Source organism: Spirosoma sp. (assembly GCF_026391055.1).
Taxonomy (GTDB): domain Bacteria; phylum Bacteroidota; class Bacteroidia; order Cytophagales; family Spirosomataceae; genus Spirosoma.
Map to the genome: position 1 here is coordinate 572,379 of NZ_JAPLET010000026.1, position 19,837 is coordinate 592,215.

The 19,837-nt window shown below is 51.6% G+C and carries 17 protein-coding genes; 11 read left to right on the forward strand and 6 right to left on the reverse strand.

The window, feature by feature from the left end; translation table 11 throughout:
• Positions 1-31: 31 nt before the first annotated feature.
• Complete coding sequence (locus NT073_RS25825; protein WP_297379415.1) at positions 32-574, reverse strand: hypothetical protein; 543 nt, start codon at positions 572-574, stop codon at positions 32-34.
• A gap of 895 nt (positions 575-1,469) precedes the next feature.
• On the opposite strand from NT073_RS25825, the gene NT073_RS25830 reads away from it, so the two are divergent.
• Together NT073_RS25830 and NT073_RS25835 are read left to right on the forward strand one after the other, a co-directional pair.
• Positions 1,470-1,832, forward strand: coding sequence for a hypothetical protein (locus NT073_RS25830; protein ID WP_012925195.1), 363 nt, complete (start codon positions 1,470-1,472; stop codon positions 1,830-1,832).
• A 107-nt stretch (positions 1,833-1,939) separates the two neighbouring features.
• Positions 1,940-2,554, forward strand: coding sequence for a 2,3-bisphosphoglycerate-dependent phosphoglycerate mutase (locus NT073_RS25835; RefSeq protein WP_297379418.1), 615 nt, complete (start codon positions 1,940-1,942; stop codon positions 2,552-2,554).
• 37 nt (positions 2,555-2,591) lie between these two features.
• On the opposite strand, the gene NT073_RS25840 is transcribed toward NT073_RS25835, so the two are convergent.
• Positions 2,592-3,860 (reverse strand): asparagine synthetase B, encoded by a 1,269-nt coding sequence (locus NT073_RS25840; RefSeq protein ID WP_297379419.1) that lies wholly within the window; start codon positions 3,858-3,860, stop codon positions 2,592-2,594.
• Between the two features lie 51 nt (positions 3,861-3,911).
• Between NT073_RS25840 and NT073_RS25845 the strand changes: the two genes are divergently transcribed.
• A complete protein-coding gene (locus NT073_RS25845) occupies positions 3,912-6,521 on the forward strand; it encodes a M1 family aminopeptidase (protein ID WP_297379420.1) in 2,610 nt (869 codons plus the stop codon).
• A gap of 49 nt (positions 6,522-6,570) precedes the next feature.
• Positions 6,571-6,888: a DUF3817 domain-containing protein gene (locus tag NT073_RS25850; protein ID WP_297379421.1), complete on the forward strand. Its 318-nt coding sequence runs from the start codon at positions 6,571-6,573 to the stop codon at positions 6,886-6,888.
• Between the two features lie 193 nt (positions 6,889-7,081).
• Here NT073_RS25850 and NT073_RS25855 read toward each other — a convergent pair whose 3' ends face one another.
• Positions 7,082-7,384 carry a hypothetical protein gene (locus NT073_RS25855; RefSeq protein WP_012925189.1) on the reverse strand — a complete coding sequence of 101 codons (303 nt, stop codon included), beginning with the start codon at positions 7,382-7,384 and terminating at the stop codon, positions 7,082-7,084.
• Positions 7,385-7,723: 339 nt separating this feature from the next.
• Here NT073_RS25855 and NT073_RS25860 point away from each other — a divergent pair, with 339 nt between their 5' ends.
• From NT073_RS25860 to NT073_RS25880, 5 genes are all read left to right on the forward strand, one after another.
• Entirely contained in the window at positions 7,724-8,767 is a 1,044-nt protein-coding gene (locus NT073_RS25860; RefSeq protein ID WP_297379422.1) for a T9SS type A sorting domain-containing protein, read from the forward strand.
• Between the two features lie 49 nt (positions 8,768-8,816).
• On the forward strand, positions 8,817-8,963 hold the full coding sequence (locus tag NT073_RS25865) for a hypothetical protein (RefSeq protein ID WP_297379423.1): 147 nt from the start codon (positions 8,817-8,819) through the stop codon (positions 8,961-8,963).
• 177 nt (positions 8,964-9,140) lie between these two features.
• On the forward strand, positions 9,141-9,428 hold the full coding sequence (locus NT073_RS25870; protein ID WP_297379424.1) for a PqqD family peptide modification chaperone: 288 nt from the start codon (positions 9,141-9,143) through the stop codon (positions 9,426-9,428).
• A complete protein-coding gene (locus NT073_RS25875) occupies positions 9,400-9,837 on the forward strand; it encodes a lasso peptide biosynthesis B2 protein (RefSeq protein WP_297379425.1) in 438 nt (145 codons plus the stop codon). Before NT073_RS25870 ends, NT073_RS25875 begins: the two co-directional genes overlap by 29 nt.
• Before the next feature lie 62 nt (positions 9,838-9,899).
• Positions 9,900-11,069, forward strand: coding sequence for a nucleotidyltransferase family protein (locus tag NT073_RS25880; protein ID WP_297379426.1), 1,170 nt, complete (start codon positions 9,900-9,902; stop codon positions 11,067-11,069).
• A 5-nt stretch (positions 11,070-11,074) separates the two neighbouring features.
• On the opposite strand, the gene NT073_RS25885 is transcribed toward NT073_RS25880, so the two are convergent.
• A complete protein-coding gene (locus NT073_RS25885; RefSeq protein WP_297379427.1) occupies positions 11,075-13,111 on the reverse strand; it encodes an asparagine synthetase B in 2,037 nt (678 codons plus the stop codon).
• A gap of 70 nt (positions 13,112-13,181) precedes the next feature.
• Between NT073_RS25885 and NT073_RS25890 the strand changes: the two genes are divergently transcribed.
• The gene (locus tag NT073_RS25890) at positions 13,182-13,883 is read left to right on the forward strand and encodes a hypothetical protein (RefSeq protein ID WP_297379428.1); all 702 of its coding nucleotides are present in this window, start codon (positions 13,182-13,184) and stop codon (positions 13,881-13,883) included.
• Here the strand turns inward: NT073_RS25890 and NT073_RS25895 are convergent.
• Positions 13,880-17,140: a C25 family cysteine peptidase gene (locus tag NT073_RS25895; protein ID WP_297379429.1), complete on the reverse strand. Its 3,261-nt coding sequence runs from the start codon at positions 17,138-17,140 to the stop codon at positions 13,880-13,882. The genes NT073_RS25890 and NT073_RS25895 overlap by 4 nt on opposite strands.
• A gap of 203 nt (positions 17,141-17,343) precedes the next feature.
• On the opposite strand from NT073_RS25895, the gene NT073_RS25900 reads away from it, so the two are divergent.
• Complete coding sequence (locus NT073_RS25900) at positions 17,344-18,204, forward strand: methylated-DNA--[protein]-cysteine S-methyltransferase (RefSeq protein WP_297379430.1); 861 nt, start codon at positions 17,344-17,346, stop codon at positions 18,202-18,204.
• 41 nt (positions 18,205-18,245) lie between these two features.
• Here the strand turns inward: NT073_RS25900 and NT073_RS25905 are convergent, their stop codons facing one another.
• A complete protein-coding gene (locus NT073_RS25905) occupies positions 18,246-19,814 on the reverse strand; it encodes a PLP-dependent aminotransferase family protein (protein WP_297379432.1) in 1,569 nt (522 codons plus the stop codon).
• Between the last annotated feature and the right edge of the window lie 23 nt (positions 19,815-19,837).

The window sequence follows — 19,837 nt, forward strand, 5'->3', positions numbered from 1 at the left end:
CTTCAAGATATGTCGTTTTAACACACTGCCATTATTTCACCTTGATAATTTCACCGAAGTAATTCATCGTTACGGTGTAGTCAGCTTTTTTCTTGCTGACCGGCTCAACCAGTTGCATCGTCAGCGTAATGTATCGCTGGGCGTTGAAGGTAGGTTTATAGACGACCTGCTGTAAAACGGACCGCTCAACTACGTCATCCGTTTTGATGAAATAGAGCAGGTCGTCCTTAAGCAGGGTTCGTTTAAAAACCTGACTACCCGATTTTTTTGCGGCCAGTACCGTAATTGTATTATTAAAATAACAGCCATCGTCCGCTTGGGTAGCGCTGCTGTCCTGAGCCAGCGTGAGTGTTACGGTTATTGGTTTGGCAGACTCCTGAAAAACATCGGATTTGCCCAGTTTATCGGATTCTACCACCGACCGGCAATTTTTCGAATCAGGCGCTGTTGCCAGCGTGGAATCAGCCGTCGATTGAGTCGTTGTTGACTGGGTTGTCGTTTCTTCTTTCTTCTCGGAACGTCCGCAGGCCGCAAGCAGGCTGGCGACAAACAGTAGGCTAAATGCGTTTTTCATCCGGTAAATTTCGCATTAATCCCGTAGGTGCATACGCATCAGCCCATTTCCTTTTTAATGACCTACGCACGCTGCCTATAAGCAAACCCTACTAATGCTATGAATAAATTTTTTTCGAGAAACTTTTTATGTATAAGTACCTCCTCTATAATCATTTGTACAATTTAGCCTATTCTGATAAAGGAGTGCTGACAGTAATAACAGTGAAAAGCACGCGTTGGAATAAAACGAAGTAGGTATTTAAACAGAAAATTACGTGGTACTCGCTCCAGTGCATATGATTTACCACAGCAGGGGCATCCACGGTCGAAGGTTAGCCGCTTGGCTTTGGAGCTGGTTTTTGTGTACGGGTGGGGGTCGTTAGTAACTGATTGTGACTCCATTATAGATGATCTCATACAAGTTAGTACAGTAAATAAATCCCCCAAACTTACACATAACCAAATCTTCATATATATTAAATTTATTAGTTGGCAGTTCTATAAACAAAAGCCAATTTTATATAGGATTAATGGAAGGGACAAGGTTAGCAAACAGCCATTAATGTCTTCGTCGCCCAAACGTCCTTTTCAGTAGAATGACCATCTGTATCAGGATACTTTCGTAACTTGCGCTACGTTTATAGAAAAGAGTGGTGATGCGTATCCGCTTTTTATGCATAAATCTCCTTTACTGCCAGTATGGTAGCCCTGTTACTGGCAGATGTATCATCCGACAGTAGACTGCTTGCCTGTACTTTAGCGTTTTTTTTACTGAAGTTATTCCGGAAACCGTCATTGAGCCGACGATTTCTTCCGTTGTATTCTCATTATCTCACCTTAACAAGAGCTACTGTTGGCTGGTTGACTAATTCTACGACCTGCGGCAATCTTTTGACAATTAAATTACCTTATTCATGAGCAAACAAGCGCATATCCTGAAAGTAGTTGAGTGGGTACAAAAACACGGCTACAATGACATTAGAGCCAATGCCGAAGGGTATCAAACGCCAATCACCTATGGCCGTCAGCAGGACAGCGAACAATTTATTCCCGATGTTACGGGTAAACAATTCGATCAGGAATCGTACTTTGAGGTGATTTTGAAGACGGATGCTGCCGAAGCAAAACATCTCCTATCCAAATTAAAATTACTAAGCCAGCTGGCTGCCGTAAAAGGAGGCAAGCTTTTCCTGATGTCGCCCCGAGGGCATCGGTCGTACGCTAAGGAAGTGTTGGTTGAAACCAATGTTGTGGCAGAAGTTATCAACCTGCCCTAAGTTGTCCGGTCTGCGCCCAGGTAAAACCCGGCGCAGAACCTGCTTCCCTGTTTGAACATTTCCGATGGTTTGCGGGTAATAAGGGCTGATGCACGCATAGCCTATTTATGTCTCTTTTCGTTATCGTCAGGCATGGCCAGTCCCAATGGAATGCCGAAAACCGTTTTACCGGCGCAACCAATACGCCCTTAACCGATCTTGGCCGACACGAAGCCCGTGAGGCCGGTAAGCTGCTAAAGGCAAAACAACCACCCGACTTTGCCATTGGTTTTACCTCGGTTCTGCAACGGGCTATCGACACAATGGACATTATTCTGGACGAGATAGGCCAGGCGAATTTGCCCATTGACCGAAGTCAAGCCCTTAACGAGCGCATGTACGGCGATTTGCAGGGCATGAACAAACACGAAGCAGAAGAACGCTTCGGAGCCGATCAGGTCTTTCGGTGGCGACGTGGTTATGTCGATAAACCGCCCCACGGTGAGAGTTTGGCCGACACCCGGGCACGGGTGATGCCGTATTTTAATCAATCGATTCTGCCTCATCTACAGGCTGGCCAGCCGGTACTGGTGGTCGCCCATGGCAATAGCCTCCGGGCTTTGCTGATGGATCTGGAGCATATCAGCCCCGAAGACATTGAGAAAGTTGAACTGGCAACCGGCATTCCCCGCCAGTACGATTATGACCCGAAAACGGGTACGTTTCACCTGCTGCCAGTCTAATACGTACCTGTTTCCGGGCCAACGGCAAGCTAAGCAGCTACGTCTTCCGCTTCTTTTTGCGGGCCGACGGAAACAGGACGTTGTTCAGGATGAGCCGATAGCCTGGCGAGTGCGGGTGCAAATTCAGATCGGTGGGGTTTCTGAACCCACCCCCACCTCGCAGACCTTCGGGGTCGTGTCCCCCGTAGAATGTCCATTGACCTTTTCCCGACTCACCATAAATATAGCGGTCGGAGGTTTTCCCCTCCCCCATTACCAGCGAACTGGGTTTAACGGCACCTTTTCGGAAAGCGGTCGTTTGTCCGAAAAACTCTTTGATGATCGATTCATGGTTTTGAGTGAGCATGGCCGGAATCACATCCCACTTGGCCGAGAAGTTAAACAGCTCAAAGAAGCCACTCGCCTGATCGAAACCACGCCCCCCGGCTGAGTTGATGTCCGAAAACGTCGAGAACCCACGGTAACCGTTATCCCCTTCGAGGGTAAAGTTGCCGAACGCGAATGTCTTGCTAAAATCCAGCTTCGACTGGGCATTGGGGTCTATGTCGTCGCCGTCGTAGCTGCTGCCTACAATATCGACACCGTCGGCAGCGAGCGCAATATCGAGCGTTTCAGCGGCCGAGCACATGGCGAATAGGTAGCCGCCACCCGCACAGAACGCTTTGATTCCTTTTGCCACCGCTAGTTTCATCTGCGACACCTTCGAGAATCCATATTTACGGGCTATATCTTCCTGCACTTTAATATCGGTCATGGATTGCCGGTGCATGTTACGGCCATACTGCCCCGTAAAATCTTCGTGGTGCAGGTGCAGCCAATCGTACTTGGGCAAATCGCCTTTCAGCACTTCCTCATCGTAAACGACTTCGTAGGGAATTTCGGCGTAAGTAAGCACCAACAGTACCGCGTCGGTATTTTCAAATTCGGCGGGGCTAACTTTAATCGGCGAATAGACAATGATTTTGGCCGCTTTCTGGAGCGTTACCACGTTCATATTCACGTCGGGGTCTGACAGTTGCTGCTTTATAGAAGCGGCTCTGGCATCGGAGATGACTTCCACCGAAACGCCCCGAATGCGGCATTCCGCTTCAATGGCGGGCACCTGCTTGAGCATAAAGCTTCCACCCCGGTAGTTCAGCAGCCAATCTACATCCAGATCATCTTTCAGCGCTTTGTAGGCGATGCCATAGGCTTTAAGGTGATTGGCCTGCTGATTATCCATCGGAATCAGAATCGAGTTGGCCAGACCCGGTACAGCCCAGCTACTAATTGCCAGTAATAACAGAAAACATAGGCGCTGTTTCATAGAGAGCGTTATTTTTGACCCACTGTTGCAAACCCATTCCCAAACCGACCCATGGTCTGGAACTTTCCAAAAATTACTCGTTACGGCACCACGCTGGTTACTTTGTTCACGCTTGTCCTGTCATCGGCCGGTCAGGCTTTACCACCTCCATCTGCCATGCTCGAACCGGGCGTATCACAAACCCTGGCAAGGGCCAGAAAGCAGGCAATCAGCCAACTGGCATATGCACTAAAGTTCGATATTCCGGGGCAAAAAAACCAACCAATCTTATCCACTGAGACAATTACCTTTAACTGGGCCGCGTCCCGCTGGACCAGAGATGCGTCGGCTCGCCAGCTCCCGCTCGACTTTAAGGAGGAACGAACTCATTTGCAGACGGTTTCGGTCAACGGAACCAAAATTCCTATTGTCTTTGAGAGCGAACATCTGTTGATTTCTACTGCTCTGCTGAAGCCTGGAAACAATGTAATTTCCATCGGGTTTACCGCCGGCAATCTGTCGCTCAACCGGAATGATGATTACCTGTATACCCTGCTCGTTCCTGACCGCACCCGAACGGTTTTTCCCTGCTTCGACCAGCCCGATTTAAAGGCTACTTTTCAGGTTTCGCTAACCGTACCGGCCAGTTGGGAGGCCATGACCAATTCGCCTGTGGAGCGTTCGACCGTGGCGGGTGATCGCAAGACCGTTCGTTTCCGTACATCGAATCTCATCCCTACCTATCTGTTCTCGTTTGTGACCGGAAAGTTCACCACCGTTACGCGCACCCTGAAAGGCCGTTCGATGACACTGCTCCACCGCGAAACCGACTCGACCAAGCTGCGGCTTAGTACCGACCTCCTCTTTTCACTTCATGCCGATGCGCTAACGTTTCTGGAAGACTTTACCCAAATCAAATACCCGTTTCAAAAGTTTGACTTCGTGGCCGTGCCCGACTTTCAGTACGGTGGCATGGAGCACGTGGGTGCTATCGACTACCGCTCGTCGGCGCTGTTTCTGGACAATGGCGCCACCCGCGACCAGCGCCTGTCGCGCGCTCATGTAATTGCTCACGAAACCGCGCACATGTGGTTTGGCGACCTCGTAACTATGCGCTGGTTCGACGATGTGTGGCTGAAAGAGGTCTTTGCCAACTTCATTGCCGACAAGATTATGGAGGTTTCCACACCCGATGCCAACTACGACCTTCAGTTTGTGGTCGACCATTACCCGGCGGCTTACGGGGTCGATCGTACCGAAGGAGCCAATCCCATTGGGCAGCCATTGAGCAATTTGCAGGAAGCCGGGTCGCTTTACGGGGGCATTATCTACCACAAAGCCCCCATTATGATGCGGCAACTGGAGCAACTAATGGGGAAAGATGCCCTGCGTGATGGTCTTCGGGAATACCTGAAAAAATACACCTCCGGCAATGCCAGCTGGCGCGACCTGATTGCCATTCTGGACACGCACACCCCGGCCGATCTGCAGGCCTGGAACCGCGTTTGGGTAACCGAAACGGGCCGTCCGAAATTCACGTACCAGCTCGATCAGCAAAAGGGCACCATCCGTGGCCTAACGGTTTCGCAAAAGGGCGAAGATGGAACGAACCGCCTGTGGCCCCAGCGTTTTATGATCGCGCTGGTGTATGCCGACCACGTTGAGGAACTCCCTATCGACATGACTAAAGCTACTGTTACGCTACCGGCAGCCGTTGGGAAAGCAGTGCCCTTGTTTGTGGTTTTCAACTCGTCGGGGCAGGGATACGGATTATTTCCGGTCGATGAAGCCATGATTTCGCAGTTGGCAATGCTTAAAAACCCCGTTACGCGGGCCGCAGCCTACATTAATCTGTACGAAAACATGCTGGCGGGCCAGGCCGTAACGCCGACACAATTAGTTGCTACCTACCAGAAGCTTCTCAGTAATGAGCCAGAAGAACTTAATCTCCGGTTACTGACGAGCCAATTGTCGGATATTGTCTGGACATTAACCAGTCCTGAAATGCGGCCCGCCTTGGCGGCTTCGGTGGAGCAGGACGCCTGGCGGACTATGGAGGCAGAGAAGGCTCCCGGCAAAAAGAAACTACTGTTCCGACTTTATCAGAGTATTGCCTTCAGCACCGAAGCCCGAAACCGGCTTTACGGCATCTGGAATGAGCAGAAAGCCCCGGCGGGCGTTACCCTTACTGAAGATGATTACACCGCACTGGCGCTCGCGCTGGCCGTTCGGGACTATCCGGCCGAAGGTATTCTGACCCGGCAACTGGCCCGCATCAAAAACCCGGACCGCCGAAATCGGCTGAAATTCATGACCCCCGCTCTGTCGTCAGATGTAGCCGAACGCGACGCTTTTTTTAGGTCACTGGCGTCTGAAACCAACCGTGAGCATGAAGCCTGGGTAACATCGGCGCTGAGCTACCTACACCACCCGCTACGGGCTGAAACCTCAGCGAAATACCTTCCCAAAAGTTTGGACCTACTGGAAGAAATTCAGCGCACCGGCGATATTTTCTTTCCTGAATCGTGGCTGAGGTCAACGTTGTCCAACTACCAGACACCCGAGACCGCCCGGTTGGTACGCACGTTTTTGGCCGATCGGCCGACGTATAATGCCCGGCTGCGAGCCAAGTTGCTTCAGGCAGCCGACGGCCCGTTCCGAGCCAGTAAATTAGTATTCTAGATTTCTGCCCTGTTGCTGCCGCACTGGCCTACCCATAAACGTATCAGACATGACTTTTTTCAGTTCTCTCAAAACCCGACTACAGGTTATCGGTATTGCCGAAGGGGTATCTTATCTACTTCTGCTGTTCATTGCTGTCCCGCTGAAACGGCTGGGTGGTTATCCAGAAGCCGTGCAGATAATCGGTCCAATCCACGGACTACTTTTTATTCTATACGTGCTGGTAGTCATCCAGGGGAAGATCGAATACGGCTGGTCGCTGAGCAAACTAGCTATGGCATTAGTGGCATCCATTCTGCCGGGCGGCACGTTCTACGCCGATTATACCTTCTTCCGGCACTTACCGAAAAAGCCGGATCAGTTATAACATTGGTGACAATGTCTCTGGCAGCAGGATTGAAAATTATACACAACAGACCTGATCGTTTGCCATTGTCTTTGACTAGACCGATTCGCTAGCCAAAAGCATCAAGCAGGGCATCAGTAAACCCGATAGCACGGATACAGAAAAAGCCGGACGATGATCGTCCGGCTTTTTCTGTATTCCTACTTCTAAGATCTTATTTGATTGCCTCCTGCGCTGCGGCTGCTTCAATGGCGGCAATAGCGGCTCCGTTCTTCTCAGCGTATTCGTCACGCTGCGTTTCGAAGTGAGCAAAAATCTCGTTAATCGAATCGACGTTTTCGGAAATTTTCCCATGCATGGTTCCTAAATTCTGCTCCAGGTAGGAGTCGTTCAGACCATTCATATTATCGACTTCAATCTTGCCAATCTTGGCGATTAAAGCTGTCTGGCTATTCTGTAAATCTTCGAGTTCACGAACAATTTTATTCATCAGCTCAAACTTCTGTAACTTATCCATGCGCTCTGTTTTTTGTTGAGTAATACAAACTAAACCCCCTGCCAGGCAAATGGTTTTGTAATTACGATTGAATTAAAGCATTACCCCGATCACTTCTCCGCAAGCGTAGTCCTCCGCAAATTAACTACCACTCACTAAATATCACTCTTAACAAGGCCATCTAGTAACAAAAAAACCCATTCTATTAAACGGTAATCTTATTATATACATATCTTATTTACATTTACCCTTAATAGGAGCCAATAGTACATATATTAGGCCCCATTTTTAAAAATTCAATCCTTTTAAAGGCTTAATTATTTACCAATTACCTTATTTTATATCATAACCCTTATACAAATGAAAAAAACTCTACATGTGTTATGTGCCTGCATAACTCTGCTTCTGTGTCGGAGTAGTTTTGCCCAGTGCCCTACGAAATATTACACCCTTGCCAGTACATCGGTAAGTACTGTGGGGGATGGCACTAACAGCCTGAGTAATCCGGATCGGCTGGTAGATGGTAATTTGAATACATCACTGGATATTTCATCCAACGTTCCCCTGACCAGCCAGTCCGTCGTTTTTGGCATTACCTCAACGATCAACGAGACCATTCCGCCAAGTACCTACCTTTACCTGAAGGCCGATAACCTGACCGGTGTCACAATAGAAGCTTACAACGGCGCAACGACTATTACGGGAAGTGATATCACTGTCACGACAAAAAACGTGTATGGCTTCAGCTTTTTTGAGATCCTGTCAACCCAGCAGGTAACGGGTTTTAAAGTAACTTATTCCAACAACCAGCTCTCACAAACCCGCAAGTTCTACGAATTTTATGCGGGTACGCCATGCAGCTCTCCCTTGCCCGTGAATTTGACATCGTTTACCGCAAAACCGGTCAATGGCAAGGTCGTACAGCTCGACTGGGCTACTTCGCTGGAGCGTGACAACGATTATTTTGTTGTTGAACGCAGCAAAGACCTAACGCAGTTTGAGACCGTTGCACGGGTAAAAGCCAAGGAAGGCACGCAGGGACACACCTATAGCTTTGTCGATGAACAGCCTTATTTCGGCACCAGTTACTACCGCCTGAAGCAAACGGACCTGAATGGTACGAGTTCTTCCCTTCAAACGGCATCGATAGTATTTCGCAGCGATTCGTACGGTGTATTTCCTAATCCCGTTATCGACAATAAGTTTGTATTACGTCTGGATGAGCCTCAAACTGCCGAGGTGTCTTTGTACAGTACGGATGGCCGGTTGATGCCCATGCAGAAAACCGGAACCGACGAAGGCCTTCTCATGCTCAAGGCAACCCGCAAACTGACAACCGGTGTCTACCTGATTACCGTGAAAGAACGTGCTCAAACCCGTACTCATCGTATTATTGTCGAATAAAAACGGCTTCGCTCATTAGTCAATACCAACTCATTAATTATCTCGACCAATGAAATCAACTAAAAAAGATATATCCGTTTCGGCTCCTGCACGCAAGAAAGCATACTGTGCTCCCAAACTAAAGCCACTGGGCAACGTGAAGAAACTAACCCTGAAAACGGGCTCCAGCGTCGATGGCTTTGGCTCTTTTGGCTAATTGTCAGTCCATTTTTTCGACATGGTATCTTAAAAATCATAGCCTGCTCTCTCCGAAGAGAGCAGGCTATTTTTAGTAGATCCAGACCGGTCACTTTTCCGACCGCTGCAACGCGGCATGCTGAGTTGGCAAATCAAGTTCTTTTCAGTACCTTCCCTTCTCTTTTTACGCTTTCTCATGGCTATTACGCTTACCACCCGTATCGAATTAGTCCCGAATCAATCGTCATCGGTTATTGGCAACGAAACCATTCTCCTCGATTATAAAGCCGGTAACTATTACGAACTGAATGACGTTGGCGGATTTATCTGGGCACTGCTGCAGGAAAAAAAGACGATGCTGGTTAAAGATATTCAGGATGAACTCCTGGCTGAATTTGACGTAGAACCGTCTGTGTGCCAGGCCGAGTTGCTCTCGTTTTTAGATAATCTATCCCATGAGAAGCTTATCGAAACTCAGGTCTAGGCTAGCCAAACTCAGGCGGGTAAGCTGGTCGGAAAGGTGGCTCCTGATGCAGGTTTTCGCCGTGCTGATTACCTACAAAGGGCTACTTGTCATTCTGCCGTTCCGCACGTTCCTGAGCCACCACCCCCCGGCCGACACTGGCGACGCCCTTTCTGAAACCGAACTTCGCCGGGTCATTTGGGCTATTCAGGCACTCAGCACGCGGTTGCCGCTGGGGTTCACTTGCCTGGTTCAGGCCCTTAGCGCTAAATGGCTGCTGAAAAAACATCCCGCCATCCGCATTTATATCGGGGTTCACAAAACGGAGCGTCAGGCGTTTGCCGCCCATGCCTGGATCGTTTATAAGGACAAGACGATTCTGGGCGAACAGGCCAATCAGGTGTTCAAACCCATTTTACACTGGAATTAAGTTTAACCAGCCTCCATTCGTTTTTACATCGTTTCCCCGGTTAAGTAGCCCGCTCCTGCCTAATGGTTCGTTTTTCGCCCGAGCTTACGTTTCTACTGATGGCCTGCACCGTTTCGCCATCACCGGAGAAGCAGGAGCAGCTAACTGATTTTCTGGGTCTGCAGCCCGTAAACTGGCATCGCGTGTATACCCTGGCCGTTCGGCATCGGCTCACGCCTTTTCTATACCGTTCGCTCTACCAAATTCCGACCATTCCGGAATCGTTCATCCGTACGCTTCAGCAGGACTGCCGGACATCGGCCACGGACAGTCTGCTGAAACTGCACCACTATCACCAGTTGGCGGCCCTCCTGGCCGAAAACAACATCGATCATCTGCCCCTCAAAGGGGTGCACCTGGCCGAACAGTACTACCCGGACAGCAGCCTGCGCATCAGTGGCGATATTGACATACTAGTTCGCCGGGAAGATGCCTTCAGGGCCATTCGGCTGCTCCAGGCAAACGAGTATCAGCTAAACAACCAGCAACGGCTTCACTGGCAACAGGGCGAAGTGGTAATTCTGGACGATCTGACGGAGGTTAGTCTGTACAAGCCGTTTTTTAACAACAGCCATTTCGACATTGATCTGCACTGGAAAATCCTGTGTTTTAACCAGCATTATGGGCACTTCGACCTGGACTACGTACGTGCCCAACCCGACGTTTCTGCCGAGCGGGAGATTGTCTTTCTGGTCGTTCATCACGGCATTAATAATGTCTGGCAGCAGCTTTATTACATCAACGATTTGTACTTTTTACTCCATAAGCGAGACATCAACTGGCCTTTTCTGCTTGAGGAACTGCGTCGATACGGGATTGAGCAGGTCTTTCTGGCGGGTCTATACTGGTGCGTAGACATTTGGGCATTACCCCTTCCGCCAACCGTCGAGCCACTGGTGAACTCCGCTCAGCTTCGCTCACTGGCCGATAAGTACACTAAAACCTGGGAGGCCAATCAACCCAGCGAGCTAAGTGAGTTAATTGTGAAGCAGACAACCCTGCTCCTAAACGCTCAGACGCGAATAGGCCGCCGGCTAACGGTTTGCCGTACATTTCTGAGCAGCCGAATTTTTAAATACAGCATTTTCAGATTGGGCAATCGGTTCGTTTACGCGCCCAAAGAGCTGGGTTTACTAACATTGTTCGTTCGCGCGGGCCAGTCGCTAAACCGCTTTCTGCCAACGCGTCGCTAGCTGGTTTAGGGTGTTTTGGGCAGGGTATCCAGCCAGAGGGCCAGGTAAATAACCCGGCAGAGCATCCAGTTGAAGCGGGTTTTTCGGCTTACAGGCAACTGCCGGTCGAACACCGTTTTGACTAGCTGATCGAATTTTTGTCGATCAACCACCGTCCAGATGGAATGGGTAGCCGACGAAAACAACTCACGGGTGGCCTGATAGAGCTGCTGTGCGGAGAGTGTACTATACTCAACAAAATTGGCTTTGGTGAGTCGGCTGGTAACGGCCGGTGGCAACACGGCCCCCAACCCATTCCGAATGAGTCCCCTCCCCCGGCCCTGGTCGAAGTGAACCGTGAGTGGAGTCGTCAGGCATAACTCAATGACGTTTTTGTCGAAGAAAGGAAAGGAATAACTATGCCCGTAATATTCGCCGATGTGATTCATTTGCTCATTACAAATGACGTTGGTTGTGTTGAGAATCTGATTGAGCGGCATCTGCTGGCCCGCTGTCCAACCGGCCGTCAAGCCCGATGTTGTCTGCTGCGCCCGTACCGGCACCCGCTGGTCGAAGGCATCGCTCAGTGGGCTGGCGAGGGGAACCGTTGCGGTCAACCGGTTTAACAGTCGCTTCGACAGATAGCGGATAAAAGCCGATGAAGACAGCTCAAGCGTGGCCTTCTGTGTTCGAAACATGATCAGAAAGTCAGTAATCGACTGCTCCCGAAATCGTTTTTTCAGGTTGCTTCCAATAACACTCAGCGCGTATTGGTCGAACTTAGCCTGACCGGATAAGCTCGTCCAGTTTGCATCGATATGAACCAGATTGCGGCCCGGTAAGCCCGTAACCTGCTGACAGACCGTTTTCAGATTCGCCCAGTCGGCGGCATCGACAAGCTGCTCCAGAAAGTCGAAACCCGTGGTTGCGACACTATCGCCGTCATGTCCTGTTAACAAGCTATCGCAGCCGACTTGCTGTGTGGCCTCCGACACACTCAGGTGAAAGCTGGACGGGATAATAAAATGTTCCGGCCGGTCGAACAGCCGGTTAATTTTCAGCACCGAGTCGAGCACATCGCTGATCGGGTGAACGGTATGGTGGCTGGGGTGCCATTGATCGACAACGGCCTGCACAAACGCCTGCTCATCGGCCGAGGGTTGTTCGGTGTCAATGTTGAACGTATGCAGGGCCGGGCGCTGCTGCTGCTGTAGCAAAGCCTGCGCCACGCAACTCACCGACGACGAATCGAGGCCTCCGCTCAAGTGCGCCCCAACGAGCTTTTTACCGGCCATCCGGCGGTCGACGGCCTCCGTAAAGCAGGTTTGAAACAAGGCCGAGTAGTCGTTGGGGCTGGCTAAATCGGCGTACCGGCTACAGTCGACTTGCCAATAGGGCAGCACCTCGACGCCTTGCGCATTCATCTCGACATAATGACCCGGCAGCAGGCTGAAAATGTCGTTATGAAATGTCTCAGTGCTGTAGGGGATGTATTCAGTAGACCAGGTTAGATACTCCCGAAATTTATGCTCGTTGGGGCGAACCACTACCTCCCGCAGAGCCAGTAATGCTTTTATTTCGGATGCAAAAGCCACAAATCGGCCGGGCTGATGCACATAATACAACGGCTTTATTCCCATGCAATCGCGGGCGCAGACGAGCGTTTGCCGGGTCTGATCCCAGAGAGCCAAGGCGAAATCAGCCGTCAGATCGTTCAGCGACCGGAAACCGCTGCGGCTATACGTATCCGAAAAAGAGCCGCTTTTTGTCCCGGCATACTGGTCAATATCGATGGTGGCATCGGCAAAACCGGTCCTTTCCAGTCTGCCGCCGAATGCCAGCAGCACTCCCTCACTGACTACCTGGCTGGTCGGGTTACCCCGGTGTTTAAGCAACTCAATTACCCGGCTTCGGTCCGTATCGAGTACATTTTGTCCATCAAATCGGATTATGCCCGCAATTCCCCCCATATGCCTGAACAATTCAGTGGCTGTGTTATCTATAGCCGTTAAAACTACCGAATTTATGAGCACAAGGCCTTCCGATAGGTATCTTTTGTACATTCGTAGCCACATCTGACAGGCCTGGCTGAATAAGGTTCTGTATGCTGAAAGCATTTGTTGCCGTTAAACCATGCTCAAAAATTGCAGACGATATCCTCTCCCTGTTTTCCTGATTGTCCTTGCCCTTTTGAATGGGTGCCAGCCAGCAACGGACCCACTCCCCGACGATTCGGCTTATTTCCCGCTACAAACCGGCGATTACTGGATTTACCAGGTTACGCAGGAAGCGTATTCGCTCACAAGCCCGGCTACTACGCGCGTGTTTCAGGTTCAGCAGAAGGTTGGCAGTTCATTTGTACGTAACGGACAACTGGTTTATCAGGTTGAAGAGTCGGCCCGCAACTCGGATCAGGCCGACTGGCAGGTGAGCACCGTCCGGACGGTCTATAAAACGCTTTCGGAAGTTGTCAGCCAGGAGACTAATGTACCGACCGTGAATCTGGTGTTCCCGATTTCGGCGGCTACCACCTGGAATGTGAATACCTACAATGCCCGCCCTGACACCCTGCTCCGGTATCAGTACGAGAGTCGGTCCCTTACGCTGAATAAGCGATCCTTCGACAACGTCATATCCGTAATAGGCCCGAACGACTCGACCCTCATCGGACTGAATAAATACGTTCGGATGTATGCGCCGAACGTGGGGCTGGTTTACCGCGAAAACACCGCCCTCGCCTACTGCCAAGCTACGCCCGACTGCATCGGCAAAGGCATTATTACATCGGGGAGTCGACAAAAATGGACGTTACTCAGCACTAACCGGCTACCCTAATGTTGCCAGACCACCTTGCCGGTATGCATTTCGGTACGTCCGTCTTTGTAGGTTAACCGGAACACATAGGGGTAAACGCCTGCTGCGGTTGCCTGCCACAGCCATGTGTTTTTACCAGTAGTTACCGACACCATATCTGCATAGACCAGCGCGCCCGACGAGTTATAAATCAGTAGCCGGGATTCGGTGGGCAGTTCGGATAGGGTCAAATTTAGGTCAAATTTCACGTAGGTCATTGCCGGATTTGGGTAGGCTGTTACCGTAACGGGTTTATCTTCAGCCACGACGCCAATATCAAGCACGTAGGGCGGTTGCGTACGATTTCCGGCGGCATCTTTCCCGAACACAATAAGCTGATAGTTTTCCCCCGCCTGAAGCACGGCGTTTGTAGCCACCCGAAGCTGATTTGCCGAAACCGCCGACACCGTGAACCGGCCCGATGGCAGTTTGTTGGGGGAGCAACTGGCGCAGCTTTTCAGATAGACCTCAACGGCACTCGTATCGGTTGGCGAGAGCGGGTTTTCGTCCAGGATAAACACCTCTATGCGGGGATTCACCCCAACGATTGCCCGATTTTCCCGAACTTTCCCATCGAGAAACACGCTGATTGCCGGGCTTACCCGGTCAGGTAACCGATTGGGCGGGTAACTGGTACTCGTCTTCGCCTGCGCCCAGTCAATATCCAGGCTGGCTTTGTTATTCGACTTGCTCAACTCAACAAGCTGATTCCCGGGATCGATCGTCACCTCCAGTTTCTGTAGCTTTTCGTCTTTGGCTATGGTATATACCAGCGTATCGCGGTACCGAAAGGCCGGAAACCGGAGTGTGGTGGTGGCCGCACTGCCGTTGCTCGTTTTTGTCAACGCCAATGCCACCGACTGACCAGCCACGAACTTACCGAGGTTGGCTACCGGAACGACAACCCGAAGTGAATCGCTGTTCTGAAGCGAGCTGCCCGCCATTTTACCCTGAATGTAAAGCCCCTTCGACTCCACCGAAAAGTCCGGATTTAGCAGCGGGTACATACTCAGGGCGGGGTCGCCCTGCAAAAGCATTTGCAGAATCACGGAAATGTCGTACCCATCCACACCTTCTTTTTCCAACGCCAGGTTAACCTGCTGCTGCACCTTGCCGAATGGCACACCCAGTGTGCTGGCATCAGCGTATAAACGGGAGTACAGTTTGGTCAGGTACCGCGTTGTGGGCAGTTCGTAACTGTAATACGAGTGCGCTAGCACCAGGCCCGCTCCTTTTTGCGGAGCCAGCAGCCAGTCCGTCGATAGGGTCTTGAAGCTGGAGAAAATCTCTCCGACACCACAGCCATTAAAAATCATGAATGGATAATATTGATTCCGGAACCCGTTTTCGGGCGGAGAGGCAAACCCAAAATTCATGTCGGTGATGGCCGGTCCGGCATGACCAAAAAACGTAACCAGACTAACCCCGTCATTCACCTGCGGGGCAATATTGATCTGCTCAACTTCGGCATTGGTGTTTTTGCTGAATGTCGTTATCTGCCCGCCCAACAGACCATCGGTATAAATACGGCCAATGCCGTTGAGGGCTTCGCGCAGGCTGGATATTTCACCCGCCGACTTACCCCCGCTGATGTGAACAATGTGCTTTCGCCAAAGTCCGTTGTAACTGGCACCTTCCATCTGTTTCACCTTGTCCAGATACGTAAGTACCTGATCGTTGGTCGTTGCATTGATGCGCCCGGTCGGGATGGCGGGTGTGTTCGGGGGGAAACCACCCAGCCCGGCCGACAGAAGAATATCGGAACCGGGGTAGCCCATGGTCGGGACTAAATCATCGGTGGCGGTTTTGACCGTATACGGGTAACTATTCGCCCGGCCTATGAGCAACAGGTGCTTAACCGCCGTGTTAGCCACCAGATAATCGGCAAAACGCCGAAGTGCCAGCGGACTCTTCTCGCCGTAGTTGAACTGGTCGTAGAGGGAGTCGGATTCGACAATAAAAGACTTATAGCTCCCACCTGCCACCGACGACCGGTAATTGGCATAGGTAGCGGCCGACTGCCGAAGCGACGCCTGTGTAACGATAATGTAATCCGCCGTTTCGGGAATCGTCGTCCGAAATTGGATCGGCTGGATAGTCAGCGGTTTATTAATTTTATTGGAAATAAAAACGACCCGGCTCCGGGCCGTCTCGTTTACAACCACCTGCGTTTGGTCGCCGGAGGTTTGGGTAGCCAGCAGCCGGACATTGGCCCGGTCGGTAATATCGTACGCGAGCGATGCGGCTGGCGCGTTTTTAACGGCCAGCAAAGCATTTAGCCGCTGGTTGGCCGGTATGGTAAATACCTTGCCGACTTGCCCGGTCATATCTAGCACCTGCGGATAGGCCACCTTGATGTAAGTGATGGAATAATTGGTCGTGAAGCCGCTTTTCACGACCTGGAGCCGCAAGGTAAGCTGATCATTCTGAATCGTTGTCGGCGTAACCGTTGCCTTAAATGTCTGACTCCTAAATCCGCTAAACGGCTCTACAGACAGGGGCGCGGTGGTATTGGCGTCGAGTTGAAGCTGGAGTTGATGCAAGGAATTATCGCGCCCGTTGACCATGCCTTCCAGCGTAACGGGCCAGTTTGCCGATGTTCGGCCCGGTAGTTTCAGTTGAACAACGCTCACAGAATCGGCGGTAAGCTGTCGTCCGGACCAGCCCTCACCCGGCTCAAAATAGCTTTGTTGAAGGTACGGTTCCAGCCCCTTCAGGTTATTGAACGTGTACTCGCTCGTGAAGGCCTGAACGGTCTCTTCAACATGAAATGGCTCGGGCGTCAATCCCTGCGCCGACAGGTTCAGTTCGGGCATTCGCTTACCGGCCAACGTCGGGTTACTGGTCAGAAAAAAAGCCGTTTTGTCGGAGAAAAGGGTTTGGTAGGGATGCAGCCGCTGCTGCGGTCGGTAAACCAGCGAATCCTGTGCGCCGTCGTTCCCGATGCCATAAAACTCAATATAATCCTGGGCATCGAAGGTCCCATCCTGCTGCCCCACCACCCGAATAGCGACCTCCTCCCCTCTGAAAAACAGTTGCCAGCGAGCTGGATTGTTTTGCAGGAAGGACGCATCGGCGGCTTTGATATCCTCGTACCCAACCCGGTAAATCCCCGCCTGATTGACGGTAAATTTGAGGTATTTCTGGCCCGGCCGTGTCCATTCGTTACCAAATCGATTTTGCCCATTCAGGACCAGCCCATTGACCAGGAAGAAAATAAAAAGTAACCCTTTTTTCATACGTAGATGAGCCTCTGCGGGCGTTGGCTACCCAAATGGCATACGCCCAATTTTCACCAAAGATACCGAATCACCTGCATTTACTGACAGCCCGTTTTGCCCCCTTAACTCCGCAAGAATCGGGTTTATTCGGCCCACTTTTCGAGCGACCTTTGTATCGGTAAACAAATCGAAACATCGGCATTCAAACCCGCACAACAACGATGACATCCGTCAGCACATTCACTTACCAGCAGATTGCCCGCGCTATCGAACACCTGACTGCTACTTATCGGGAACAGCCATCCCTGAGTGAACTGGCCGAAAAGGTGAACCTGAGCGAGTTTCACTTTCAGCGGCTTTTCACGGAATGGGCGGGTGTCAGTCCCAAAAAATTCAGCCAGTACCTGACTCTCGAACACGCCAAAACCAGACTGCGCAACGGCGCACTCCTGACGGATGCCGCTTACGATGCGGGGCTATCGGGCACGGGTCGGCTGCACGATTTATTCGTCAATATTGAAGGCATCACACCGGGGCAATTCAAACAGGGCGGCTCCGGCTTAGTCCTCACTTATGGCATTTTTACCAGTCCGTTCGGGCGGTATCTTCTAGGGACCATAAACGGCAAAATTGCCCTGCTGCACTTTGTGAATGAGGATAACGTCATCGAAACCATTCTGCCAACCGCCTGGCCCGAGGCTTCATTTCAGCATGACCCTATTACGCTGCAACCGCTGGCCGACCAAATTTTTAGCCCCCCGGCGGTTGGGTTGGCCGAACGGACAGGCAGTAAACCCGTCCTGTCGGTGCTGATGCGCGGCTCCGCTTTTCAGCTAAAGGTATGGGAAGCGTTGCTTAAAATTCCGGAAGGTAATCTGGCGAGTTACGATCAGATTGCCAACGCCATCGGTCAGCCCACAGCCTCGCGGGCCGTAGGGACCGCCATTGGTTCAAACCCGGTTGGCTACCTGATTCCCTGCCACCGGGTCATCAAAAAGACGGGACTGTTCGGTGGGTATCGCTGGGGTGCTGAACGCAAACAAGCCATGCTCGGCTGGGAGGCAGCCCGAACCGATCAGTAGCCTGAGAATGCGTTTAAAACAGCTTCTGGACGACGAGGAACTTACCTATTAGCGTGAACCACCTTTTTCAATGCCGCTACGCTTCTTTTCAGTTCCTCTTCCGAACTCGACGCAAAGCCCAGCCGAGTGCTGTTCAGACGCTGTCCGGGCGGGTTATGAAACAGGCCATTTGACAGATAGAGCCCCTCCTGTTCTGCCCGCTGGGTCAACGCTTCCATACCAATAGCCGGATCGAAAGAGGCCCAGACGGCCAGTCCCCCATCGGGTTTGTTGAATTGAACAGCGTCCGGCAACGCATTCGCCAGTAGATCGCAGAAGTAATCACGACGGGCGTGGTAGGCACGCAGGGTCTTGCGAAAATGGCGTTTCATATCTCCGGTTTTAAACAGCTGCCCAATAGCAAATTCAAGCATCGGATCGCCTTGCCGGTCGATAATGCGCCGGTGCCGCGCCAGTTCGTCAATCAAAATTTTGGGCGCCACCACGTACCCCACCCGAAACGCGGGTGCCACGGATTTCGTTAGCGAACCCACATACACGACCATGCCCCGCCGGTCGGCGCTGGCGAGGGGCAGAATGGGACGGCTCAGGTAGTGAAAATCATAATCGTAATCATCTTCGAGAATTGCAAAACGATACGTTTCGGCCAATTGCAACAGCTTGATACGCCGGTCGGCGCGGAGGGTTACCGTGGTGGGATAATGATGGTGTGGCGTTACGAACACCATCCGAATTTGTCTGGTCCGGCAAATTGCTTCCAGTGCGTCCACATCCAGCCCATACTGGTCGACGGGTACGGGCAATACTGTTGCGCCCGTTTTCTTAAAATTCATGGTCGCCCCCGACCAGGTTGTTTCGCCCACCGCAACCACATCGCCCGGCCGTAAAAGCACCTGACTGGCCAGATGAAGGCCCATGATACTTCCACGGGTAATCAGCACATTCTCCGGCGTAGTTTGAAGGCCACGGGTTTCGTTCAGGTAAGCCGACAATTGCTCCCGGAGCAGCGGGTGCCCTTTGGTGTCGCCGTAACCGAAATGCTGCTGCGGGTTGCCCCAGCGAAAATACGACCGATATGCCCGGCTCAGTTCCTCCATCGGGGCCAGTCGGATATCAGGAAAGCCATCGTCCAGGCGCAGCCCGGCCTGATTGGTCAATACCGGCCGCACCAGAAAATCTACCGATTCAAACACATAACCCGGTTGTTCATTACCGGGTCTGCTCCTGGCAGACCCGCTGTTTGTAGCTGACGAACCATCTGCTTCGCCCGCTAACCCTTGCGGCTTTATCTCCGGGAAATGGGTGGCAACATAGGTCCCGCTGCCCGACCGGCTTTCGAGCCAGCCCTGCGCCAGCCCTTCCCCGTAGGCAGCCACGATGGTTTGCCGATTCAGCTCCAGCAAGTCGGCGAGTTGGCGGGTACCGGGAAGCCGTTGTCCCGGCGCGAGAGTTCCCTGTCGGATGAGGTGGCCCAACTGATTGCTCAGTTGAATGAAAACGGGCGTGGACGACGCCTTATCAAATTGAACCAGGGATTTAAAGGGGACCATAACCGGACTAGCTGCTTTATCCAAACCGGACGATTTGTATAGACCGATAAAGCAAGACATTTGATTTATCAAAAGCAAGTAAC